This window comes from Salmonella sp. 32100201201700099SM, from assembly GCF_017572645.1.
Classification (GTDB): domain Bacteria; phylum Pseudomonadota; class Gammaproteobacteria; order Enterobacterales; family Enterobacteriaceae; genus Salmonella; species Salmonella enterica.
Window position 1 is genome coordinate 1 of the sequence record NZ_JAGERQ010000018.1, and the last position, 24,980, is coordinate 24,980.

Genomic DNA, 24,980 nt, shown 5'->3' on the forward strand with positions numbered 1-24,980 from the left:
GGCGGTGATGGTGAATGGCGGCGGCAATCACCGGCTTTAAGCGGGTGAAGTCGTCCACGACGGGAACGGCGCGCGGTGCTGGCGCGGCGACGGGTTCCGGGAAGAAGCGAGTAATCACGGCAGACATACCGCGAATGGCAAAGATCAGCAGGAACAGAAACGCCAGCACGAACCCCATGCCGAGGAGCATCAGAGTGAAGCCTTCACCTAATAGCAGAGCTGCATTAGTCATAAAATAGCCTTCAGGCAGGAGGCACGATAATGGGGCTATTTATGACGATGAAATAATAAGGGTGGATTTCCCTGAGCCGCCCTGGCCAGAGCCCTTGGTTATTATTATCGTCATAACGTATTACCACCATTATCGTGCAATTTACGTAATCAGGTTTATTTGATGAAACTTACGTTCTGGCATATTTCATCAGCGACGATCTCTTTACGCTGATTAAAAATAATTTTGTTCTGTTCAAACAGATTATTCCCATGGGTATCAATAGAAACAATCAGCGGGCCAAACTCTTTAACCCGACAGACCCACAGCGTTTCCGGCATCCCCAGATCGCGCCATTGGGCATCTTCAATTTCTTCCACGCACACGGCGGCTACAACCGCACAACCGGCAGGGAATACGCAGTGCAGCGCTTTGTGTTCAGCACAGCCCTCTTCGGTACCTTTACCCATACCGCCTTTACCCACAATTAATTTCACGCCAGTCTGCGCAATAAACTCTTTTTCGAATTTCTCCATACGCATGCTGGTGGTTGGTCCAACGGAGACCATTTCAAACTTATCGTCTTCGCCTTTAATTGGGCGGACAATTGGGCCAGCGTGTAAAATAGCGCCGCCGCGAACATCTACCGGAAGTTCGCGACCACCTTCAATTAAACGGCGATGGGCTACGTCACGGCAGGTAACAATATGACCGTTGAGATAAATAATATCGCCAGCCTTAATATCCGCTAAATCTTCATCTTTAATTGGCGTAGTCAGGATTTTTTTAGTCATCAGAAATTCACTCCGCTGTGAGACGTAATGGTGTAATTCAAATCTTTATCGAAAACGATGTGCCCTTTACGGTGCGACCAGCAGCCGACGTTTACCGCCACGCCGATGGTAGAAGGATGACGCGCGGTGTTTTCAATGTTCACGCCCATAACGGAGGTATTACCGGACATCTCCTGCGGCCCCAGGCCAATTTTGTTAATGCCGTCTTCCAGCATTTTTTCCAGCGAGGCTGCACGCTCATTCTCGTTATGCGAACCGATCGGACGCATCAGCGCTTTTTTCGATAGCAGTGCCGCCGTTTCAACAGAGGTCGCTACGCCCACGCCAACCAGCAGCGGCGGACAAGCATTGAGGCCGTAGCTGGTCATCACATCCAGTACAAAGCGGGTCACACCTTCATAGCCTGCACCCGGCATCAGCACCATCGCTTTCCCCGGCAGAGAACAACCACCGCCCGCCATATAGGTATAAATGCTGCACTGATCGGAATTGGGAACGATCTCCCAGAAGACCGTCGGCGTACCTTTACCCACGTTTTTACCGGTGTTGTATTCATCAAAAGTTTCTACGCTGTTGTGGCGCAGCGGAGAATCTACAGTTGCTTTGATCACCGCCTCACGCAACAACGCTTCCAGCTCGCCAATCAGCGGAAAGTTCGTCCCGCACTCCACCAGAAATTGAATGACACCGGTGTCCTGGCAGGAAGGTCGATCCAGCTCTTTCGCCAGACGCTGGTTCTCAATCATGGTAGTAAAGATGACGTCGGCCAGTTTACTGGTCTCTTTCTTATGCAAATCTTCCAGTTTTGCAGTGACATCATCAGGCAAAACTTTGCCGGTATATCCCACAAACTTGGCCATAACGTCGGTCATATGGGATATCTGTTCACTTTTGCTCATAAATGCTCCTTAGTCAGAACAGCTTCCGTTAATTACGGATGAAAAGGGAAAAGGATTGGCAGCAGGATCAGGCTGACAATGGTTGAAACGATAATCAGGGGGATACCGGCCTTAGCGTAGTCGACAAATTTATAGCCACCCGCGGAGAGCACCATCATGTTGGCAGGCATACCGATAGGAGTTGCGTAGGCGCAGGAACCGCCAATGACCGTCGCCATCAGAACCGCACGCGGGTCGGCGCCCATGCCTGCGGCAATGGACAAACTCACCGGTACCAACAGCGCTGTCGTTGCGGTATTGGACATAAAGTTGGTCATCACAACGGACAAGGCGAAAACGGCAACCAGCAACATGAACGGCGAGGAGTTTTGCCCCAGCATGCCGATCACATAGTCCGCAACCAGCTTGCCTGCCCCGGTCATTTCCAGCGCTTTTGCCAGTGCCAGGGTGCCGCCAAAGATAAAAATGGTCTGGGAGTCAATGGCTTTATAGGCCTGTTTTTCCGTGAGTACGCCGCTTACTACCAGCACAAGAGCGCCAATACAACCGGTCACGGCCAGGCTGACACCGATCTTCTTCTCAAAGATCATGCCGAGGATCGTTGCGATCAACACCACGAGTGAGAGCCGTTGTTTCTACTGTGGAACATGGCTGTAGTCACGTTGCGCCCCGACGCTCCCCACCTCACCGCCGGTCGCATTATTCGGCAGAAAGCGATAGCCAATAGTCAGGAAGTAGAGAATGCCGCAGATGAGCATCGGGAGACCGATTTTTGCGTATTCAAAAAAGCCAAAGCCGCCGCCCATGTTCTGTAGCGCAGACTGCGCGATAAGATTGCCCGGCGCGCCAATTAACGACAGGTTACCGCCCAACGCAGCGGCGAAAACCAGCGGCATCAGTAGACGAGAACGCGAGAAGCCCGATTTTGCCGCCACGCCGATCACCACCGGAATCAAAACCGCAGCGGTACCGGTGTTAGAGAGGACGCCAGACATCAAACCCACCACCACCATAATGGTGAAGATCAGCTGTTTTTCTGTTTTCGCGAAGCGCGTGATGACGCCGCCCACTTTGTTTGCCATACCGGTCTCGAACAACGCACCGCCCACGATAAACATCGCGACAAAGAGGATGACGTTAGTGTCGATAAAGCCAGCAAAGGCCTGTTTGATATTCAGAACGCCGGTGATCACTAAGGCCACGCAGACAATCATGGAAGTGACGGCCAGTGGCACTTTTTCCCATACAAACATGACGATAGCGAACACCAATAAACATAGGGTAAGGGTAATGGGTTCCATATTTATAATTATCCAATCAATGATATATGATATTGTATCCAATGTTGACAGGGAGAAATTATTCCCATACAAAAACTAAGTCAAATCGTTTCTCAGGAAAGATGCAGGATTGGGATCTACATCAAGATCGTAGCTGGATCGTTACTGGACGTGATTAATAGAATTGAAGAATTGGTTGAAGCGCCTGCGATGCTCACGCAGGCGAAAAGATCAGGCAGAAGGGTCACCAACATAGCGGGTCAGCATATTCTCCATTGAGCGAATAATGTGTTCGCGCATGTGCTGGCGTGCCAATGTTTCATCATGAAGTTCAAGAGCTTGCAGAATACTTTTATGTTCCTGAATGGAAATCACGGCATACTCTTCTTCGGTGACCTTATGGCCCATCGACAGGCCGTTCCACATATTACAGAGCAACATTTTCATTTTTTCGTTGCCAGCAACATTCCATATTTCCATATGAAATGCCTGATTCAGGTCGGAGTATTCCGCCGAGTTATTTTCCGCGAGAGCCTTTTCAGCGGCATAATGCACCTGGGCTATCCGCGAGATATCGGTGCCAGGACGAGAAGCTTTAGCCACCGCCTCACTTTCTAACAGCGCGCGAATTTCATAGTGTTCACGGATCGTTTGTTCATTGATGCCCAACACCACCGCCCCTTTATTAGGGCGCACTTTTATCAGCCCATCCGCCGCCAGAATCTGAAACGCCTCGCGCACTGGCATACTGGACACGCCGACCATTCCGGCAATGCCTTCTAACGTAATCTCCTGCCCTTCCACTAACTCCCTCGAAAGAATCGCTTTACGCAGCACTGCCGCGACCTGTTCTTTCGCTGAAAGAAGCTTAATCTTCCCTAACTTAGGCTTCTGCACTTTCCCAATCCTTCATATGTTGACGCATTATTTCTGCTAAAGAGAGGAAATAACGCTGCATAACTTGCCCAATCTCATCACGCCGCCCCTGGCGTATGACGTCAGCCAGTTCAGCGAAAAGCTGCGCCGACTCCTGATTATCTTTTTTCAGATGCAAAATAACATAAGAGACATAACCGTCCAGGAACTGCTGATACACCTTTTCCAGATAGCGGTTATTCACATAAGAAATCAGCATCGCATGACACTCCAGTTCGCAGGATTTGTCTTCTGCGACAGCCAGCGCTTGCGCACGTATCAGGAGGGCATCGCCTACTTCGCTGGGCATCAGCGAAAACATTTCGGCGGCCATCGCGGCAATCACGCGAAAAATATGACTCACGCGATCGGCCTCAAGATGCGCGACCTGCATGTGCCTGTTGGGCAGTCGGATTAAAAAACCTTCCTGTTCGAGTGACTGTAGCGCTTCTCGAACCGGCATTCGTGAAAGACCGAGCTGCTCCGCAATACTTTCCTGCGCGAGTTCTTCTCCCGCTTTTATATTGCCGGAAAGAATTTCATAGCGAAGCATTTGGGTAATGTGATCGCGGGTTTGCGTTCTTTGGATCTTTTTCACGACGTTCTCGTTAATAACCGATAAGACGTGAGGAGTTTAGCAGATTTAGTACTTGATTTCGTGGCTTGTTTACAGTCAAAGAAGCCGGAGCAAAAGCCCCGGCATCGGGCAGGAACAGCTTATTTATTAATAAAATCTTCACCCAACTGAATATCTTTTTTCAGCGTATCCAGCATAGCGTCCAGCGAATGTTGCTCGAAAGCGCTCAGTGTGCCGATGGATTTACGCTCTTCTACGCCGTTTTTACCCAGCAGCAGCGGCTGAGAGAAGAAACGGGCATACTGACCGTCGCCTTCCACATAGGCGCATTCCACCACGCCCTTCTCGCCCTGCAGAGCGCGAACCAGAGAAAGACCGAAACGCGCGGCAGCCTGGCCCATAGAGAGGGTTGCCGATCCGCCGCCGGCTTTCGCCTCGACGACTTCCGTACCGGCGTTCTGAATACGTTTAGTCAGCTCGGCCGCTTCTTGTTCGGTAAAACTTACGCCTGGAATCTGCGACAGCAGCGGCAGAATCGTCACGCCGGAGTGTCCGCCAATCACCGGAACTTCAACTTCCGTTGGCAGCTTACCTTTCAGCTCTGCGACAAAGGTATTAGAGCGGATGATATCCAGCGTGGTAACGCCAAACAGTTTGTTTTTGTCGTATACGCCTGCTTTTTTCAGCACTTCCGCCGCAATCGCAACGGTGGTGTTCACCGGGTTGGTGATAATGCCCACGCACGCTTTCGGGCAGGTTTTAGCGATCTGCTGCACCAGGTTTTTCACGATGCCGGCGTTAACGTTAAACAGGTCGGAACGGTCCATACCCGGCTTACGCGCCACACCCGCAGAAATCAGTACTACGTCAGCGCCTTCAAGCGCCGGGGTTGCGTCTTCACCGGAGAAACCTTTGATTTTTACAGCGGTGGGGATGTGGCTCAAATCAACGGCCACACCGGGAGTCACTGGAGCGATGTCGTACAGGGAGAGTTCTGAACCTGAAGGCAGTTGGTTTTTTAAAAGTAATGCCAGCGCCTGACCGATACCACCAGCAGCGCCGAGGACTGCGACTTTCATCCTAAACTCCTTATTATATGATTAGCTAAGTGTCTATTGCTCCGCGGCGGCGACCTTAATTCACAAATTCAATGATTACAATCCTCACTCATCAAGAATGCGGAGTCGCGCAATTTTGGCTTTTATGCATTTAATTTGCGTAATCCGGATCGGCTGCAACCAGAGAGCAACGTTCTACAGGTGGTGACAATATACCCTACTACCCTCTCAAAACAACATCATTTTGATAACAATTAATTTACTTTTAATCTTATTTGCGAGGCGTGACACAGGCATGTTTCTTGATAACGAAATTTGATAAAATTCCGCTCTTTCATAACATTATTTCAGCCTTAAACAAGGCAGACTGTTTGCATAAAAATTCATCTGTATGCACAATAATGTTGTTTCTACCGCCATATTACGGGTGACTTATGCGAAGCTCGGCTAAACAAGAAGAACTAGTAAGAGCGTTTAAAGCGCTCCTCAAAGAAGAAAAATTCAGCTCACAGGGCGAAATCGTCCTCGCGTTGCAGGATCAGGGCTTTGAAAATATCAATCAGTCCAAGGTCTCGCGCATGTTGACTAAGTTCGGCGCAGTGCGTACACGTAACGCAAAAATGGAAATGGTGTACTGTCTTCCGGCTGAACTGGGCGTCCCAACAACATCCAGTCCGTTGAAAAATCTGGTGCTGGATATCGACTATAACGACGCTGTCGTGGTGATTCATACCAGCCCCGGCGCAGCACAACTCATCGCGCGCCTGCTGGATTCACTGGGGAAAGCAGAAGGTATTCTCGGCACGATTGCCGGCGACGATACTATCTTCACTACGCCTGCCAGCGGCTTTTCCGTAAGAGATCTGTACGAAGCCATTCTGGAACTTTTTGAACAAGAGCTCTAGTCCCACTTCCTCCGTCGTCGTACGGCGGAGGCACCTTTTTGTCCTCTCCCCTCGCCGCTTTCCTGTACGGCTATCATTTGGCAAATCATGCCCTTAAACATTCACCGCATGAATGACAAATCAAAAAAAAGCACAAAATGTCAAATTTTTTAACCAATTGATTTTCTTTTATTTTTTAAACGACAGCGGCGAAAAACAGCAATTTTAATTCCATAACGTTATAAAAAATAAAATTTTTAATGTCTTTAAAAAGCAGAAACAATTAGCGTGGTATTAATTAATCGCGTGATTAGTGTATACTTAATTTTGTGATGAGGGTCACGAAACAAAGACCCCAGTAAAGGAATTCGACGAGGTAAAAATCATGAAAATCAAAACCACTGTTGCAACATTAAGTGTTCTGTCCGTTCTCTCTTTTGGCGCTTTCGCCGCAGAACCTATCAGCGCAGAGCAAGCGCAAAATCGTGAAGCAATCGGATCGGTTTCAGTCAGCGCTATCGGCTCATCGCCTATGGATATGAATGCCATGCTGAGCAAAAAAGCGGATGAACAAGGCGCTACGGCCTACCACATTACCGAAGCGCGTAGCGGCAGCAACTGGCACGCCACTGCCGAACTGTACAAATAAAATTCACCTGCCATCGCATATAACGTGTCATTGCTTCGCGGAGATATCGCATAAGAAAAGCCCATTAATCCGCGAGGTTGACCCTATAAAGGAATAAAAGACCATGAAAACGAAATACATTATCGCATCACTCGGCCTGGCCACTCTGCTCTCTTTCGGCGCAAATGCCGCAGTACATCAGGTCAACGCGGAACAGGCGCAGAATCTGCAACCGATGGGCACCATTTCCGTCTCGCAGATTGGCAGTACGCCAATGGATATGCGCCAGGAGATCGTCGCTAAAGCTGAAAAAGCAGGCGCTAATAGCTATCGCATCATCGAATTAAAAGAAGGTGATAACTGGCACGCCACCGCCGAGTTGTATAAGTAAACCCTCGTCGTCTAACCCGACGACTTGCCCCCGCCTGCCGGGGGCTTTTTTATGCTTTTTCAATGCCGGACATTAAACCGTAGCCGCCCCTCCAGCTCTTCTTCCGCTTCATCAAAGAGTAAAATCAGCGCCCCGTAGCGCCTGCGCAGTTTATCAGGCAGGTGAACGAACTCAATCTCTAGCGGTAGAGGTAAGATATCGCTCATTACCGCATCCCATAATGTATCAAGATCGCTTACTTTCTCACTGGCAAGACCAAACGTCTGCGTAAACTCGCGATAAAAATCGCTTTGGTTTTTAATATCATTAAAATCAAAAGTATAGACATTCATAGCCAGCCACCATCCCCGACAGACAATTGTCTGTTTTACTACTAAGCATCATTATGCAGAGGTTTCACTTCCAGAAACGCTTTTAGCCCCGGAGCACTCTTGCGCTGTTTTTGTATCTCAAATAAGTATAGTCATAAAAAAACCGACGCTTTTGGCATCGGTTCTTGTGGGTTAGCTATCGGTAAGCGCGTTCTGGTATTTATGTAACATGCCCGTCAGGCGTTTAACCGGTTCCGTCACCTGCGGCGGCGCCTCCCAGATACGTAATTTCTCCTGATAGATATCCAGCTCATCCAGCAACTGACCAAAGTAGCGTCGCCGTTTATCATCGCTTCCGGCGGAAATAACATGGTCTGCGGTACGACGAAGCTGGCGGTGGAACACTGACAGATCCTCATTAACCGGTATCGGCGCGTCGCGCAGACGTTGATGAGCAATGATCATCGTTAGCGCCAGGCGAAACTTCGGCAAATCGCCAGGGAATTTATTCATCAGCAAAAAGAGTTGCTGATATAACGCAGGCAGACGGTTTTCTTTACGACGTACCACGTTGGTCGTCATTGCCGAGACCGCAGCGGAAACAAACTGATTAAGCAGCACGCGACCGGTTCGATCTTTGGATTTATCACGCACCAGCAGGATGACGATAAACGCCAGCATACAGCCGACAATTTGCCCCAACGCGCTGTCGAGGAACTGGCTGAAATGGAACGTCATCGGATTATCCAACACAATAATGTTAATCGTACTGGCCAGCGCCCCCATCGACCCCAGACGCCGTTTCTGGACCTCAATGCCGATAAAGAACCCCAATACCGCCAGGCTCAAACATAACAACAGCATACTTTGCTGCGTATTGGGAATAATCACCAGGAAATAGAGCAATCCCAGCGGCAACGCCGCCAGAGTGCCATAAATAAAATCAATGCAGACCATGCGCGGATTGGGTAAACGCATCGCCAGCGAGGTCACCACGGCAATCATCACCATCTCGCCATTACCCGATGTCCAGCCGGTCCATAGCCAGAATAATGTCCCCAGAATGCAGGAAAGCGTGGTGCGCCAGAAGTTCACCATCGCATGGTGGCGTTCAGCGGATTCCACTTTAACTACGGGCTCGCCTTGCAGGATCTCTTCTTCCGTCGCGCTGATTTTGGTGTTGCTGATCACGCCGCGTTTAAGCAGCAGATAGCGCGTCGCAGCGCCTACCCAACTATAAAGCGTGACGGGCGTTTCGCGCTCGCCGGTCCAGACAATAACACGCCGCATCCGTTTTAACTGCCTGTGGACGTCCTGTACCGTTTCAACCGGCGTCTCGAACAGTTCCCGGAATGTATCGGTAATCAGTTCCGGCCGCGTGTTTTGAATAAGATAAGTTTCACAGGATTGCGTAATCAGCGTGAGCGAAAGCGTATTCAACGCTTTCAGGCGGCGGTTAGCGCGTACCCAGCGCGAAGATTCCATATTCAGATTACTTCGCATCCCCTCCAGCGCCGCCGTGCGTCGCACCAGATCGCCCCAGGCGTTGTCGACTTCTTCGCTGTCGCCATGCTTAATACAAAGTTGCATTAGCTGATATTGCGCTACCAGTAAACTGTCCAGTTCGCGATCAACCTCCTGCTTTATCGATCGCGGCGAGAAAAGCAGATCCGCTAAAATAGCGCAGCCAATGCCGATGACGATTTCGCTACAGCGTTCAAGCGCAAATTGCGGCGTGAGTAGCGGCTCCGTCTGAATGGTAATCACAATGATCAGCGCAGTATAACCTGACAGTCCCCACGCATAAGAGTTTTCGATCCGTACTAAAGAGGAGATCCAGGTACAAAAACCGACCCAGACACAGCACACCAGAATCATCAATAGCGGCGCGCGGATCATAGAGATAATAATGATAAGCGCGGCGATACAGCCAATAAACGTCCCGATAATACGCAACATTCCGCGATAACGGATAGCGCCGGAATAGGGTTCCCCGCCGGCGGCAAATGCCGGGCCTGCCGCCACGATCGCGGCGGTCAGCACCGCCCAACGCGGCGTCTCCAGTTGAAAATGGAAGCCGATAAATAATGCCAGCACAATGGCGCACGCCAGCTTTACCGCAAAACGAATGTGCTGGTTGGCAATGGAGAAAATGCCCATGACGATTAACCGAATTCGCGCAGCCGGTGCGCCAGTTTACGGAAGAAGGAGTCCTGACTTGCGTCACGATCCTGCTTACCGGTGATCACGACGGTTGCCGTCGTACCGGCAGGCCACAGATTCCCCTGCTGCTCGTCAAGCCGGATGCGCACCGGGACACGCTGGGCCAGACGCACCCATTCGAGGTTAGAGTCTATCGTCGCCATCCCTTTCGCATCGCTGGTACTGCTGGCATTCGTTACCCCTGCCGCCACGCTATCGACGGTACCTTTTAATACCCGGTTGCTGCCAAGCGGCGTGATTTCGGCACGATATCCCGGACGCACGCCTTCCAGCTTGGTCTCTTCCATATAGGCTTGCACGTAAAAAGAGTTCTTTTTCACCAGGGCGACGGCTGTGGAACCACGGGTAATAAATTCACCGGCATAAACATTGAGGTTAGTCACCCAGCCGTCGGCAGGCGCGCGAATGACGGTGCGTTCCAGATCGAGTTTAGCCAGATCGCGCGTCGCCTGGGCTTTAGCCAGTTGATGCAGTACAGTCTGCAAGACATTGTTCGCCTGATCGATCTCTTCCCGGGACATCGCCTGTACGCCGAGGCGATTACGGCGACCGGCTTCCTGGCGTTTTTCCTGCGCCAGGACCTGATAATAGGCTACATCAGCTTCCGCTTCCGCCAGCGCTTTTTGATAGCGTGGCTGATCGATGGTAAACAGGACCTGATCCTTTTTCACCAGTTGGTTATCATGCACGTTTACATGGGTAATCAGGCCCGCGACATCCGGGGCAATAGCGACGACATCGGCGCTAAAACGGGCATCGCGCGTCCAGGGAGATTCGGTGTAATACACCCAGGCGCGGAAAATGGCGATAAAGGCCAGAATAACCAGTACGAGGGTAATGGCCGTACGGGAGAGTTTTCTTGTTAGTGTTTTCACTTCAACCTCAAACGAACAGGCGCGATATTAAATAAAACAGACAACAATACAGCGCGGTATTGAACAGAGCCGGATGCCAGACAAAATCATAGATGCCCGTCGGCACAAGCATCCGACGCACCAGCCAAAAAATAGCCAGTGACAAAAGCAATTCGAAAAATATCGGTGGGAAGGAAAGACCAAACACCACGATAACGGGAAACAGACTCATGTTGACCTTGATTTCTGAGAGAGAGCAGGCGATAGATTGTTAAGCTACATCGCCGCAGAGAAGGGCAAGAGACGCCAGGCGAGAGCGACATAGCTCTTATTCGAATAATAGTATATTAACGTAATTGTTATGCTGTTATCTATATTATGTGATCTAAATCACTTTTAAGCCAGAGTGAATAATGGAACGATTAAAACGAATGTCGGTATTCGCCAAAGTTGTCGAGTTTGGCTCTTTTACCGCCGCAGCCAGACAGCTGCAAATGAGCGTATCGTCCATCAGCCAGACTGTGGCGAAACTGGAAGATGAGCTTCAGGTTAAATTGCTCAACCGCAGCACACGCAGCATTGGGCTCACCGAAGCTGGAAAAATCTATTATCAGGGCTGTCGGCGTATGTTGCATGAAGTGCAGGATGTTCATGAGCAGCTTTACGCTTTTAATAACACGCCCATCGGTACATTGCGTATCGGCTGTTCTTCAACCATGGCGCAAAATGTGCTGGCCGGGCTTACCGCAAAATTATTAAAAGAGTATCCCGGTCTGGCGGTCAATCTGGTGACAGGAATTCCGGCTCCGGATTTAATTGCCGACGGGCTGGACGTGGTGATCCGCGTGGGCGCGCTGCAAGACTCCAGCCTGTTTTCCCGTCGACTTGGCGCGATGCCGATGGTTGTGTGCGCCGCCAAGCCCTATCTCGCTCAGTACGGCGTCCCGGAAAAACCCGCCGATCTTAGTAGCCATTCCTGGCTGGAATATAGCGTGCGCCCGGATAATGAGTTTGAACTTATCGCGCCGGAAGGTATTTCTACCCGACTGATTCCACAGGGGCGGTTCGTCACTAACGATCCGATGACGCTGGTACGCTGGCTGACCGCCGGAACCGGAATCGCCTATGTGCCGCTGATGTGGGTGATCGATGAGATCAATCGTGGCGATCTGGAGATCCTGCTGCCTCGCTATCAGTCCGATCCCCGTCCGGTGTACGCGCTGTACACCGAAAAAGATAAGCTGCCGCTTAAAGTGCAGGTAGTGATTAACGCGTTAACTGACTATTTTGTCGATGTCGCACACTTGTTTCAGGGGATGCACGGGCGAGGGAAAGAAAAATAAAAACACCGGGTAATTGCTGAAGACGATTGTAGGCCAGATGCCACCCGAGGCTGACATTTCCTGATGGCGCTGCGCTTATCAGGCCTGGGCGGCACACACCACAGGCCTGATAAGGCGGACAGTTATGCGGTGCCGCCAACCGTCAGGTTATCGACTTTCAGCGTCGGCTGGCCTACGCCTACCGGCAGGCTTTGGCCCTCTTTACCGCAGACCCCCACCCCGTTATCCAGCTTAAGGTCGTTGCCGACCATGGAGATCTGTTGCATCGTTTCAATGCCTGATCCAATCAACGTCGCGCCTTTCACCGGCGTCGTGACTTTGCCGTTTTCAATCAGATACGCTTCCGAGGTAGAGAACACAAACTTGCCGGAGGTGATATCCACCTGACCACCGCCAAAGTTAGGCGCATAGATGCCGTACTCAACGGATTCGATAATTTCCTGCGGCGTTGACTGCCCCGCCAACATATAGGTATTCGTCATACGCGGCATCGGCAGATGCGCATAAGATTCGCGACGCCCGTTACCGGTCGGCGCAGCGCCCATCAGACGCGCGTTCAGCTTGTCCTGCATGTATCCTTTCAGTACGCCATTTTCAATCAATACGTTGTACTGACCTGGCGTACCTTCATCATCGATAGCAACGGAGCCGCGACGGTTCATCATTGTGCCGTCATCCACTACGGTGCAAAGCGCGGAGGCAACCTGCTCACCGATCTGACCGCTAAACACAGACGTCCCACGACGGTTGAAATCACCTTCCAGCCCGTGACCGACCGCTTCGTGCAGCAATACGCCCGGCCACCCGGCGCCCAGAACCACCGGTAACGTCCCCGCTGGCGCAGCGACCGCGGAGAGATTAACCAGCGCCATGCGTACCGCTTCTTTCGCCCACGCGTCGGCGCGCACCTCGCCGTCAAGATCGGCAAGAAAATACTCATAACCAAAGCGACCGCCGCCGCCGCTGGCGCCGCGCTCGCGTTTACCGTCTTCTTCCACCTGCACGCTAACGGACAAACGCACCAGTGGACGGACATCCGCCGCCAGCGTCCCGTCGGTCGCCGCCACGAGGATTAATTCATATACGCCGGTCAGGCTGGCGTTAACTTCCTGCACGCGTTTATCGGCTTCTCGCGCCGCTTTATCAACGCGTCTGAGGATATCCAGCTTCTCTTCGCGGCTCATACTTTGCAGCGGATCAAGGGTGGTGTAGAGCGGCTGATGCGCTACGGCGGCGAGCGTTTTTACCTTGCCTTCGCCGTTATCGCGTACAATGGTTCGCGCTGCCTGCGCACTCTGCTCCAGCGCCAGGAGGCTTATCTGGTCAGCATAAGCAAAACCGGTTTTTTCGCCGCTAATGGCGCGAACGCCAACGCCCTGGTCGATATTATATGAGCCATCTTTAATGATGCGGTCTTCTAAAACCCAGGATTCGTGATAGCTCGACTGAAAATAGAGGTCGCCATAATCAAGACGGCGTTCGGCCAGTTGGCCCAAAATAGCGAACAGATCCTGATGGTTCAGGCCATTCGCCGCTAGCAATTGTTCACTTACCAGGTTCAGACTCATCGTTTTTGCTACTCGTTGATTTCTGCCGGATGGCGGTTTACGCCTTATCCGGACTACGTTGTTAGATTGTGCAAACCGGATAAACGCAGCGCCGTCCGGCATGACTATTTACTGAGAGTGGGGCAATTCCTCGCCCCCGTCAAATCATTGCTGGCTTTCTTTTCTCGGTTGGCGCAGAACTTCGTTGATCTGCGGCGCATCGACCGGACCGGTAATGCGATAACGCAGAATGGAGACCTTGCTCCATAGCGGCCCCAACACTTTACTGGCGGCAAATACCGCCGCGCCGACAATCGGGTTAACGGCAAACGCGGCAGCGACGCCCACGGTGGCGGAAATTTCCGGCGCGACGACTGCCTCCATATCAAGACGACGACGCACCAGATCAACAGAACCTTTCATTGCAATATCCGCTTCCAGCCCATCCACCAGCGTATCGTCAGTATGCAGGACGCCATCTTTAATCCACGCAGTACTATGAATAGAGTCGAAATAGAAGCCCTCGCTAAAGGTATCTCTGAAGTCAAACCGCAGCTTACGCAGCAACGCATCAAAACTGAGCAGCCGCAGTAGCTGTCCGGCATGACCGCTACTGAGATCAGTAAACTCGCCTTTGCCCAAACGCGTACGTAAAATCCCGTTGAGCGTGGCTTCCTCAGGTTGCCAGGGCGGGTTTCGCCAGTGCAGATCGTAATCTACGTTAAAAGACGCGTTCTGGATTGGCGTCGAGATGCCGAAGACCCCGGCAGCCGTGTCGAGGTTACTACCATGCAAACTACCTTTCAGCGAGGTTCGTTCATTACCCGGCGCATTCACCCACTCGCCGTTCGCTTTCAAACGGGCGAATCCGGTATCGATCAGGCCATTCGCCAGAGTCAGCGTATTGCCTTTGATGGCGAAATCGCCATCAATACGCCCATATTTTTGCCCCCACAGCCAGCACTCTTCGCAGCGAAGCTGTAAGTCCGGCCAGCCGCGGAAGCTAATCGTGTTCGCCGAAGCCAACGGCGATGTCGGCGTTGGTGACGAGGCGTGCGTTTTTGCGACACCAGGGTTGTAATACAGGTACTTAATGTTCGCCAGCCACGGCGCATGGTTGCGCATGAGCAGCGTGGCGTTCACCTCACGGCCCTGCGCTTCAATTTTTGTTCCGTTCAGCGAGGGGGCTGAAACGACGCTCAAATTGTTCCACTGCTGGCCGCCCAGCGATAGCGCGGGAGTACGCAACGTGACGCGTTGAGGAAACTCGGCCGAACTGCTCACGTTATCCGCCGCGCCTTTCTGGAATAACGCCAGCCACTGCGCACCATCCAGCGCCGGCAGATTGAGCTCAACGCCTTGTTGAGCAGGTAATGGCGGAATCGTCCGGCTGTCCGTCGTCCAGATAGCCCGATCCAACGTCAGCTTCTGATTTAATAACCAGCGGCTGTTAAAGTGATTTTTACTCCCTGCGCTCCCCGTTAGCGCAAAACTTTTCAGGTTGCCGTCAGCCTGAATGTTCACCGGAATGGCTTCGCCTGCGGGTTTATTTAGCGGAGAAGGTAAGTGACTACTCACATTTCTCAGATCGCCGTTCAGCTCGATGTGATAAGTGGTGTCAGCGTGATACGGAAGATCGATGCCGACTTTACTATTCCACGTCACGCTGCCGCTCAGGGCATCATTCAGTTGCGGCGGTAAGACGCCCATACGCGTTGGCTGCCAGTTACCGTTCAGGTTGACGGCGACCTGATAGGCTTTTGCCCCTTCCGTCGTACTGAAATCCAGGTTAAGCGGCTGATTAAACCAGTTTGCCGTCAGCGGCCCGCTTTTTAGCGCGCCATTCACAAAGCTGAATTTACCGTTCAGATTTTTGAGCGTGCTGTTTAGCGGCTTAATAAACAGGCTGTTGTTACGCAACGAGACATCGCCCTCAGCGGTAACCTGTTCGCCATCCAGCGGAATATCAAGATGTAAGCGAGCATTCACATCGCCATCTAATTGGAGCTCCGCCAGCGTCGAGCCAAGCGAGTCTTTTAGCGGCGTCTCGTCGAAATAAGGCCCAACGGCTTTTCCCGGCCCGTTAATATCGGCATCAATGAGCAGTTTCTCTTTGGAATAATCCGGAATCGCCGCCGCGAGTTTGCTGGCCTTCACCCCGCCCAAATCGACGCTATCCGAACGCATCCACAGACCGTCGTTCAGGAAATCCAGTTCAATGTTGAGATTTTTTAGCGCCGGCCAGTCGGGTTGAAAAGCAAACGTCGCATTGCGTAGCGGCACCAGCACTTCAAACTGACCTTCGTTATGCTTATAGGGAAAGAGGTGCGGGTTACCACCGTAAACCAACGTGGCGTTATCCGCCTCGCCGCCTTGAATCGCGCCGCTAAGGTAATCGACCAGCGCTTTGCCCATCAGGTTTTCCGGAAAATAGCGCCACGCCTGAGATCCATCGTCGGTACTGATTCCGGCCAGAATGCCCAGCCACGGTTCGTCGCCCGTCGGTTGCAGATAGCGGAACCCGCCGCGCGCATGTACCGCCTTTGCTTTGACGTCAATGTCGCGGCCATCAAGCTGAAAGCCGTTCTCATTCTTCAACCAGCTAAGCGTCGCGACGCCGTTTTCAATTTCCAGCGGCGCGCGAAAAACGGTTTCATAGGGCATTTTAGCTTGCTGCATCGCAACCTTCATCTGCCCGTCTTCTACGCTTCCCGCCAGCGTACCGGAAAAATGTTCCGCGCCGGGCAACAGTTTCCACTGTTTCCAGGCAAGATTTTCCCACGATGCCTGAAAACGCGTTTTTTCGGTCGCCTGTAGCGGAATATCCAGCGCCAGTGTGGCGATCTTTCCGCTCGGCTGCGTAGCCTGCCATATTTCGCCCAGCACAGGCGACAGTTTAGCCGCCAGCGGACGTAATGCTTCCAGCCCCGCCAGTTCAAGATTACTGGCGCGAATGCGTAGTTCATCGCTACGTGTGTGATTCTCGCCGCCGACGTCCTGCTGCGGGAGCCAGGCCACGGTTAAGGCTCCGCTCGGCCAGGGTTTGCCATCAAGCGTAATCCGTGTGTCCGGAATATAAAACTGCCAGCCCGGCTGCTCGCGGCTAATCTGCGCCGTCAGGTTATCGACAGACAGCGTGTGCGTCGTGTTATCGCCCAGCCAGCTTGCGCCGCCCTGTTTCAGCCAGACGTCTCCTCCGGCGATTTCGCCTTTGCTGAGCGTCATCCAGCCTTCCAGACTGAAACGCGCCGTCTGGAGCGCCACATTATCCTGCATCCATTTGCCCAGCCACGGCTTGACGTCAATATCGTCGGCCTGTAACCAGACTCTGCCGTTATTCAGCAAACCGTCGTCATCGCGTAAATCCATCCGCACCTGCATCACGCCGTGCTGGCCGGTCAGGCTGGAGAGGCTGACTTCGCCTTCGGCGCGGTGCCGCTCTTTGCCGTTTAGCCAGGTAAGCTGTGGGATCGCCAGCTCCGCGCGTTGTCCGGAAAGCGTCAGAAAACTGATTTGGCTATCGCGCAGATCGAAATGATCGAACTGACGCAGGAAAAGATCGCTTAAACGGCTGGTTTCGATGCCTTCGCCGTCGCTGCTTTGAAGAGGCGTGTTGGTGCGGAAATTGAGTTGCCAGAAGGTCAGGTCGCGAAACTGCCAGCGCATGTGCAACAGGCTTTGCCAGACGTCCAGCGCCAGCGTAACGCGTTTTATCGACAGTTCGCCGCCATCTTTCAGGGCGGCATGAATATTATGCGCTTCCAGCGTAGGGCCAAAATTTTGCCAGCTTGCGGAGAGTTGGCTGGCGGCCACCGGCACGCCGGTCACGGACTCAATTTTATTCAGGATAGCTGGACGCCAGGCGTCAAGATGAGGCAACGCCAGGCGCAGCCCGCTAACCAGCAGCGCTGCAATGACGATGAGCGCGGCTCCAGTGAGCAATAAAATCCCCGGCAATCGCCTCACGCGTCTCTCCTTGTCTGCCAAAAAATACGACTCCCCCCCCTTGAGGGTATATTGCCGGATGGCGGCGCTTGCGCCTTATCCGGCCTACATGCGCTGGTGCTACTACTCAATTACATCATTACGACGTCAAACTGCTCCTGGTTATAAAGCGGTTCGACCTGAACTTTAACCTGTTTGCCGACAAAGATTTCGACTTCCGCCAGCGCGTGTGATTCTTCGCCTTTCAGCGCTTCCGCCACCGCAGGAGAAGCATAAACCAAGAAGCGATCGGAGTCATAAGCGTGATGAACACGTACAATTTCACGCATGATCTCATAGCAGACGGTTTCCACCGTTTTTACCGTCCCGCGGCCATGACAGGTTGGACACTCGTTACAAAGCACATGTTCCACGCTTTCACGGGTCCGTTTACGGGTCATTTCTACCAGCCCCAGCGGCGAAAAACCGTTAATACTGGTTTTCACGCGATCCTTACTTAACGCCTGTTCCAGCGAATGCAGCACCCGACGGCGATGATCTTCATTATTCATGTCGATAAAATCGATAATGATAATGCCGCCCAGATTACGCAGGCGTAGCTGGCGGGCAATGGCCTGCGTCGCTTCAATATTGGTATTAAAAATGGTGTCGTCGAGATTACGGTGTCCGACAAACGCGCCGGTATTAATATCTACCGTCGTCATCGCTTCGGTTTGGTCGATAATCAGATAACCGCCGGACTTGAGTTCAACCTTACGCTCCAGCGCGCGCTGGATTTCATTTTCCACGTCATAAAGATCGAAGATCGGCTGATGGCCACTGTAATGCTCCAGCTTACTGGTCATTTCCGGGATGTATTCTGCGGTAAACTCCAGCAGCGACTCATAGGTCAGACGTGAGTCGACGCGAATTCGGTCCAACTGCGCATCGGCGAAATCGCGCAGCACACGCTGCGCCAGCGCCAGTTCGCCATACATCTGGTAGCGCGTTTGCGGACGCTTTTTGCGCTCCATGACTTTCGTCCAGACGCGCTTGAGATAGGCGGCGTCAGACGCGAGATCCTCTTCACACACGCCTTCCGCCGCGGTACGGATGATAAACCCGCCCTGTTCGTCGCAGTATTCCGCCACCACCTTTTTCAGGCGCTCGCGTTCACTTTCGCTTTCGATGCGCTGGGAAACTCCAACGTGTGACGCGCCGGGCATAAAAACAAGGTAACGGGAGGGCAACGTGATGTCCGTGGTCAAACGCGCGCCTTTCGTGCCGAGCGGATCTTTCACTACCTGCACCATCAGATCCTGTCCCTGACGCACCAGTTCGGAGATATCGCGCACGGTAAACTGTTTTTGCTCGTCGCCCGCCACGCATTCGGTATGCGGCATAATGTCGGAAGCGTGAAGAAATGCGGCTTTATCCAGCCCAATATCTACAAAAGCCGCCTGCATACCTGGAAGTACACGACTTACACGACCTTTGTAGATATTGCCTACGATTCCGCGTCGCGCTTCGCGCTCAATATGGATTTCCTGAAGAATACCGCCATCAATGTACGCCACGCGCGTTTCCGATGGCGTTACGTTTACCAACAATTCAGCCGTCATGTTTATCCCTTTTATCACGCAGTGCGTTAAAATGACTCAACAACTCATACGTTTCAACCAGCGGTAAGCCGACCACGGCGTGGTAGCTGCCATTTATCTTCCTGACAAAACAGCCACCCTGCCCCTGAATACCGTATGCACCTGCTTTATCTAAAGGCTCGCCGCTGGCGACATAGCCAGTAATATCCTGCGCAGAAAGCGTGCGGAAAGTCACCTCCGTTACCACCACACAATCCAGCGTCTGCTGCGAGTCCGCAAGCGCAACAGCAGTCATCACCTGATGCGTATTTCCGGAAAGCAAACGCAGCATTTCTGCGGCATGAGCGGCGTCGCGCGGCTTTTCCAGCACCTCGCCGTTTAACACGACTATCGTATCCGCGCCCAACACCGGCAGATCACGGGGAACCAGCGCCACGCCAGCCTGCGCCTTTTCGCGCGCCAGCCGAACAACATACTGCTGCGCGCTTTCCTGAGCACGCCGTTGCTCTTCAATACCAGGCACGACCTGCTCGAATGAAAATCCAAGTTGAGTCAATAATTCCTGGCGACGCGGGGAACCGGAAGCAAGATACAGAGTTGTCATATCGACCTTTATTGCACAGCAAACTGCTGGCGTACTTTACGCATCAGCAAAAAGAGCCAGGGCCACAGCACGCCATTGACTACACTACTCCAGAACACTTCCGGTCTGAAAGAGACGTTGATCACTAAAAACTCGGCCCAGAAAACAATAATGTCCACGGCCAGTGAAAGCAACATTACCACCAGCGCCTGCTGCCAGAGCGCCAGGTTACGGAAGAGCTGGAATTTCAGAGCGACCAGATAGGCGACAATACTCATCGACAGAGCGCGCACGCCAAGTGTGGAACCGCTGATGAGATCAAGTATGGCACCCATCACAAATCCCGTCCCCACATTTACGCGGTGCGGCAGGGCCAGAATCCAGTACAGTAAGATGAGCAAAACCCAGTTTGGCCGGAAAACAATGATGTCGTCCGGCCAGGGCATGATTTGCAGCAACAGCGCAATAAGAAACGAGAGCCAGATAACCCAGCGCCCCTGGCTACGATAGCTCGCCACCATTACCCTCCCGGCGCACGCGCAGGCGGCGTGGTCGCGCCCGAAGGCGATGGTTGCGTTGATACCGGCGCAGTCTGGCCCGCAGATGGCTGAGTAATCCCCGTCGCCGGGTCCGGCACTGGCGCCGGCGGCCCCATCGCATCCGGAGGAGGCAACACCTGCGGCATCATCTGCATCAGGCGCTCATTGGCGACGCGGTGAACCTCTTCCGGCGTCATCGGATTAGCACCGTTACGATCGGCTCCCCACAACAGCAGCAGATAGCGCAAACGCTGCAAACCTGCGGTTGGACGAGCCTGAATGACGGTATAGGCGCGCTGAGTGTCCAGCTTGACGGAGGAGACCACCGCCACCGGATACCCTTCCGGGAAACGCCCACCAAGTCCGGACGTTACCAGCACATCGCCAACGCGAATATCGGTATTGGCGGGCAGATGTTCAAGCTGAAGATCGTCAGTGCAGCCGTTACCGGCGGCAATCACGCGGATGTCATTGCGCAGTACCTGAATCGGCAGCGCATGAGTCGCATCGCAAATCAGCAGTACGCGGCTGGTCAGTTTCGCCACGGCGACAACCTGTCCTACGACGCCTTTGTCGCTAATGACCGGTTGACCTTCATATACGCCATTAACGCTGCCTTTATCGATAACGACCTGATCGCTGTAAGGATCGTTAACCGTTGAAATAACCTGCGTCACCATTTTCTGCTCGTCCTGACGCAGCGGCGACCCCAGCAGCTCGCGCAACCGCGCGTTCTCCTGTTTGTACTGCCCCAGCATCAGCAGGTCGCTGTTTTTTAGCAGTAATTCCTGGCGCAGCGCCCGGTTTTCCAGCTCAAGCTTGTCGCGAGAAGCCAGCGTTTGCGACACGCTGTCGAGCAGTTCACGAGGGCCGTTTGAAATAAAATAGAAAGGACTGACGGCAGTGTCCATGTACGTTCGGATTTGACTGAACGTCCCCAGGCGGCTGTCGGCAATGATAACGCCGAGCGCCACCAGCACCGCCAGAATAAGGCGAATCTGTAGCGACGGGCCACGGCTAAAAATTGGCTTCATAGGCTATGCGTATTCTCGCGTCGGAGAGGCAGGACAATCCAGGGATAATCCTGCCCGTATCCAACTACTCTTCGCTGAACAGGTCGCCGCCGTGCATATCGATCATTTCCAGCGCCTTGCCGCCGCCGCGCGCCACACAGGTCAGCGGATCTTCAGCAACCACGACAGGAATGCCCGTCTCTTCCATTAACAGACGGTCAAGGTTACGCAGCAGCGCGCCGCCGCCGGTGAGCACCATACCGCGCTCGGAGATGTCTGACGCCAGCTCCGGCGGACACTGTTCCAGCGCCACCATTACCGCGCTGACGATACCGGTCAACGGTTCCTGCAACGCTTCCAGAATCTCGTTTGAGTTCAGGGTAAAGCCGCGTGGAACGCCTTCCGCCAGGTTACGGCCACGCACTTCGATCTCGCGGACTTCGTCGCCCGGATAAGCGGAACCGATTTCGTGTTTAATACGTTCTGCGGTGGCTTCACCAATCAGAGAACCGTAGTTACGACGAACGTAATTAATGATGGCTTCGTCGAAGCGGTCACCACCAATACGGACAGAAGAAGAGTAAACCACGCCGTTCAGGGAGATCACGGCAACTTCAGTGGTACCACCACCGATATCCACAACCATTGAACCGGTTGCTTCAGAAACTGGCAGACCTGCGCCGATCGCGGCCGCCATCGGCTCTTCGATCAAAAAGACTTCACGGGCGCCTGCGCCCTGAGCGGATTCACGAATCGCGCGGCGTTCTACCTGCGTCGCGCCGACCGGCACGCATACCAGTACGCGCGGGCTTGGGCGCATAAAGCTGTTGCTGTGCACTTGTTTAATAAAGTGCTGGAGCATTTTTTCGGTCACAAAGAAGTCAGCGATAACGCCATCTTTCATCGGACGGATCGCAGCGATATTGCCCGGCGTACGGCCCAGCATCTGCTTCGCATCATGACCGACTGCAGCCACGCTTTTCGGCGAACCGGCACGATCCTGACGAATGGCCACAACGGAAGGCTCATTCAATACGATGCCTTGTCCTTTTACATAAATGAGGGTATTCGCGGTACCCAGGTCAATGGACAGGTCATTGGAAAACATGCCACGAAATTTTTTCAACATACTAAGGGATAATCCTGAAAGCTGGGGCGGAAAACAAAATCCGCTTACTTTACCAACCACACGCAGCAGCGACAAGGCGCAAAAATCATCTGCTACGGTGAAAATTAGTGCAGTTCGTTTCCTTTGTTACAAATCTCGGCCTGAGTCCCTCAGGGCTGAAAAAATCAGCAGCAATCCTCGCCTTCGTTTGCAACCTGTCAAAGGTCATTCACCTGCATATTTGCTGCAACAATCTGGCGAGCAGACAAGCACACCCCCATGAGGCGCAGCGCGCGTTATTCTACGTGAAAACAAATTAAACGGCAGGTTAAACCGAGTATCTTTGCGAATATTTTTTCACGTTTGTGTCAAGTAGTTGGGAGGAGGCAAAAAAATCACCCTGCCCGCCAGCCACGCCGCGTTTTGTCAGCGTCTGCCACTCGCCGCGCGAACGGACGCCCGTCGCGTAAACCTGCGTAGGCGTGCCCGCGCAGGCCTCTACCAGACTTTGAACCAGAAGCTGGTTTTCCGTTCGCTTCTCAATGTTTCTGACCAGACTCGGATGCAGCTTGAGTAATTCCACATTGAGCGCTTTAATCCAGCTCGTGCTAACCAGCGTCAAACCCGCCTGTGTCACCGCCACCCGAACGCCAAGCGCATTGACTAAGCGAAGGATGGGTTGTAACCGGCTGATGTGTTGACAAACATCTGCCTCCGCAAGTTCAATAATTATGCGATTTCGCTGTGATTTTTCACACTGCATTAACGTATCGCGCAACCAGCGCTGAAAACGCGGACGAATCAGCGACTCAACCGTCAACTGCATTGCCAGATTTTCATCCGGCCAGTAGCCCAGCAACGTAATCAGGCGGCTAATTTGTAATCTGTCATACTCTTCCGATAAACCAAATTGCAACACCATCGGCATATACTCCGCCGAGCTCACCTCTTCTTTACCGTCATAGATGCGACACATCAATTCCCGATGATGTACGCGACCTTCTCGCGTGACCGCCGGTTTTTGATAAAGTCGCGGTCCGCCCCGGTTCAGCATCTGCTCAATCAATGTGCGCCAGCGCACATTGCCGCGCCCTTTTTCCGGCAGAGTGTCGTCGTAGATAGCCCAGCTATTTCCCCCCTGCAGGGCGGCATTCCGCGCCGCGGCTTCAGCATGTTCCATCACCTGATCGGTGGACTGTCCGCTGCGCCAGGCGCAAATGCCGATATGTACCATATCGTCACGATCGAGCATTTTGTTAGCCGGTAGCGCATCGACAGCTTTTAAAAGTTGTCCGGCAATACTTTCCGCTTCTTTCAGCGTTCGATGCGGTAGCAGCACGGCAAAGTCGCTGCGGTGATAACGCGCCAGCAGCGAGCCTGGGTAACGCATAATGAATGTCGATAGCAGATTGATAAGCATAAACATCTGCTCTTCCGCCTGATTGCCTCCCAGGCTGTCGCGCAGAAGATTGAAGTCTGGCAAGCGGATCATCATCACCACGCCATGCACTCCCACTTTTTCCTGATCTTCCAGCAGCGTCGCCAGCTGGTTATCAAAGAACAGACGGTTACCGAGTCCGGTTTTGGTGTCCTGCGCGGCGTAGGAGCGAATGAGGGTGTCCAGGCGACTACGCTGTTCGTGAGCAAACTGAATTTCGGAAAGCAATACATCAAGCGCGCTACTGGTGCGCGCTGGCCATTCGTAAACAGAACCGCGGACATTCGCCCCGCGTTCGCCGTTCAGAATACGCGTTGAGCGAATTTCCAGAAGCTCCTGCCCGGAAAGCTGCCGCTGCAGCCAGCGCACCGATAAAAACAAAATCAGAACGATAAAACCGATCGCCAGCGTCAGCGGCGCCGTGGTGATCAGTGAGTGAAAATAATTACCCATCGGGTCCTGATAAACCAGACGTAGCGACATTCCTGGATGTTTTATCAGCGGTACGACCAGCTCGCGATACATGTCGCTGGTGCCGGCTGGCCGATAACCTCTGGCGCGAGAATGGCTGTAGACGCTGCGCTCCCCCTGCAACAGATCGACACGCACAATATCGGAAGCGATCATGAGCTCGTCGATTTGCGGCGTCAGCGAGACAATATCATGGGTCACCAGGTGCGTATCAATGGCTGTCGCCGTCGCCTGCACACGACTGACATACTTATACTGTACGGCGTTATAAAAGCTTAGCGAGCAACCTATCAGAGTCACGAAGATCGTTAATCCCGTGAGCAGCGTGATAAAAGCTGAGAATTTCGTCGTTAATCGCATCCTTGAGTTAACTCCGACGGTTATAAAC

The 24,980-nt window shown here is 52.9% G+C and carries 22 protein-coding genes and 1 pseudogene; 4 read left to right on the forward strand and 19 right to left on the reverse strand.

Annotated features, from left to right (window positions below; genetic code table 11):
• From J4685_RS21605 to mdh, 7 genes and pseudogenes are all read right to left on the reverse strand, one after another.
• Positions 1-232: oxaloacetate decarboxylase subunit gamma (locus J4685_RS21605; RefSeq protein ID WP_139654325.1), on the reverse strand; the 232-nt coding region annotated here is incomplete at its 3' end.
• Between the two features lie 155 nt (positions 233-387).
• The gene (gene ttdB / locus J4685_RS21610; protein ID WP_000162405.1) at positions 388-1,005 is read right to left on the reverse strand and encodes a L(+)-tartrate dehydratase subunit beta; all 618 of its coding nucleotides are present in this window, start codon (positions 1,003-1,005) and stop codon (positions 388-390) included.
• The gene (ttdA, locus tag J4685_RS21615; protein ID WP_000045347.1) at positions 1,005-1,904 is read right to left on the reverse strand and encodes a L(+)-tartrate dehydratase subunit alpha; all 900 of its coding nucleotides are present in this window, start codon (positions 1,902-1,904) and stop codon (positions 1,005-1,007) included. Before ttdA ends, ttdB begins: the two co-directional genes overlap by 1 nt.
• Positions 1,905-1,936: 32 nt before the next feature.
• Positions 1,937-3,205, reverse strand: a pseudogene (locus J4685_RS21620) (SLC13 family permease).
• Between the two features lie 210 nt (positions 3,206-3,415).
• Positions 3,416-4,081, reverse strand: coding sequence for a GntR family transcriptional regulator (locus J4685_RS21625; protein ID WP_001171580.1), 666 nt, complete (start codon positions 4,079-4,081; stop codon positions 3,416-3,418).
• Entirely contained in the window at positions 4,068-4,697 is a 630-nt protein-coding gene (locus tag J4685_RS21630; protein WP_000723778.1) for a GntR family transcriptional regulator, read from the reverse strand. The genes J4685_RS21625 and J4685_RS21630 overlap by 14 nt, the downstream gene beginning before the upstream one ends.
• Positions 4,698-4,816: 119 nt before the next feature.
• Entirely contained in the window at positions 4,817-5,755 is a 939-nt protein-coding gene (gene mdh, locus J4685_RS21635) for a malate dehydrogenase (RefSeq protein WP_000861586.1), read from the reverse strand.
• A 413-nt stretch (positions 5,756-6,168) separates the two neighbouring features.
• Between mdh and argR the strand changes: the two genes are divergently transcribed.
• The 3 genes from argR to yhcN-B all read left to right on the forward strand — a co-directional run bounded on the left by argR (position 6,169) and on the right by yhcN-B (position 7,637).
• On the forward strand, positions 6,169-6,639 hold the full coding sequence (gene argR / locus J4685_RS21640; protein WP_001257852.1) for a transcriptional regulator ArgR: 471 nt from the start codon (positions 6,169-6,171) through the stop codon (positions 6,637-6,639).
• Between the two features lie 364 nt (positions 6,640-7,003).
• Entirely contained in the window at positions 7,004-7,267 is a 264-nt protein-coding gene (gene yhcN / locus J4685_RS21645; RefSeq protein WP_000695695.1) for a peroxide/acid stress response protein YhcN, read from the forward strand.
• Between the two features lie 103 nt (positions 7,268-7,370).
• Positions 7,371-7,637, forward strand: a complete 267-nt coding sequence (gene yhcN-B / locus J4685_RS21650; protein ID WP_000853277.1) for a DUF1471 family stress response protein YhcN-B — start codon at positions 7,371-7,373, stop codon at positions 7,635-7,637.
• Between the two features lie 59 nt (positions 7,638-7,696).
• Here yhcN-B and J4685_RS21655 read toward each other — a convergent pair whose 3' ends face one another.
• The 4 genes from J4685_RS21655 to aaeX form a co-directional block, all read right to left on the reverse strand.
• Positions 7,697-7,969, reverse strand: coding sequence for a hypothetical protein (locus J4685_RS21655; RefSeq protein WP_001103887.1), 273 nt, complete (start codon positions 7,967-7,969; stop codon positions 7,697-7,699).
• 171 nt (positions 7,970-8,140) lie between these two features.
• Positions 8,141-10,108 carry a p-hydroxybenzoic acid efflux pump subunit AaeB gene (gene aaeB, locus J4685_RS21660; protein ID WP_000510916.1) on the reverse strand — a complete coding sequence of 656 codons (1,968 nt, stop codon included), beginning with the start codon at positions 10,106-10,108 and terminating at the stop codon, positions 8,141-8,143.
• A gap of 5 nt (positions 10,109-10,113) precedes the next feature.
• The gene (gene aaeA, locus J4685_RS21665) at positions 10,114-11,046 is read right to left on the reverse strand and encodes a p-hydroxybenzoic acid efflux pump subunit AaeA (protein ID WP_000855134.1); all 933 of its coding nucleotides are present in this window, start codon (positions 11,044-11,046) and stop codon (positions 10,114-10,116) included.
• Between the two features lie 7 nt (positions 11,047-11,053).
• The gene (gene aaeX / locus J4685_RS21670; protein WP_000051840.1) at positions 11,054-11,257 is read right to left on the reverse strand and encodes a p-hydroxybenzoic acid efflux pump operon protein AaeX; all 204 of its coding nucleotides are present in this window, start codon (positions 11,255-11,257) and stop codon (positions 11,054-11,056) included.
• A 181-nt stretch (positions 11,258-11,438) separates the two neighbouring features.
• Here aaeX and aaeR point away from each other — a divergent pair, with 181 nt between their 5' ends.
• Positions 11,439-12,368, forward strand: a complete 930-nt coding sequence (gene aaeR, locus J4685_RS21675; protein WP_000440300.1) for an HTH-type transcriptional activator AaeR — start codon at positions 11,439-11,441, stop codon at positions 12,366-12,368.
• Positions 12,369-12,490: 122 nt separating this feature from the next.
• On the opposite strand, the gene tldD is transcribed toward aaeR, so the two are convergent.
• From tldD to csrD, 8 genes are all read right to left on the reverse strand, one after another.
• Positions 12,491-13,936 carry a metalloprotease TldD gene (gene tldD / locus J4685_RS21680; RefSeq protein WP_000055930.1) on the reverse strand — a complete coding sequence of 482 codons (1,446 nt, stop codon included), beginning with the start codon at positions 13,934-13,936 and terminating at the stop codon, positions 12,491-12,493.
• A gap of 144 nt (positions 13,937-14,080) precedes the next feature.
• Positions 14,081-17,881 carry an AsmA2 domain-containing protein YhdP gene (yhdP, locus tag J4685_RS21685; RefSeq protein WP_001253506.1) on the reverse strand — a complete coding sequence of 1,267 codons (3,801 nt, stop codon included), beginning with the start codon at positions 17,879-17,881 and terminating at the stop codon, positions 14,081-14,083.
• Positions 17,882-17,991: 110 nt separating this feature from the next.
• Positions 17,992-19,461, reverse strand: coding sequence for a ribonuclease G (gene rng, locus J4685_RS21690; RefSeq protein WP_000123188.1), 1,470 nt, complete (start codon positions 19,459-19,461; stop codon positions 17,992-17,994).
• Entirely contained in the window at positions 19,451-20,044 is a 594-nt protein-coding gene (locus J4685_RS21695; protein WP_000210307.1) for a Maf family protein, read from the reverse strand. Before J4685_RS21695 ends, rng begins: the two co-directional genes overlap by 11 nt.
• A gap of 8 nt (positions 20,045-20,052) precedes the next feature.
• A complete protein-coding gene (gene mreD, locus J4685_RS21700; RefSeq protein ID WP_000179403.1) occupies positions 20,053-20,541 on the reverse strand; it encodes a rod shape-determining protein MreD in 489 nt (162 codons plus the stop codon).
• A gap of 2 nt (positions 20,542-20,543) precedes the next feature.
• On the reverse strand, positions 20,544-21,596 hold the full coding sequence (mreC, locus tag J4685_RS21705; protein ID WP_000802530.1) for a rod shape-determining protein MreC: 1,053 nt from the start codon (positions 21,594-21,596) through the stop codon (positions 20,544-20,546).
• 64 nt (positions 21,597-21,660) lie between these two features.
• Complete coding sequence (mreB, locus tag J4685_RS21710) at positions 21,661-22,704, reverse strand: rod shape-determining protein MreB (RefSeq protein ID WP_000913396.1); 1,044 nt, start codon at positions 22,702-22,704, stop codon at positions 21,661-21,663.
• Positions 22,705-23,011: 307 nt separating this feature from the next.
• Positions 23,012-24,952, reverse strand: coding sequence for an RNase E specificity factor CsrD (gene csrD / locus J4685_RS21715; RefSeq protein WP_001241379.1), 1,941 nt, complete (start codon positions 24,950-24,952; stop codon positions 23,012-23,014).
• Positions 24,953-24,980 lie beyond the last annotated feature (28 nt).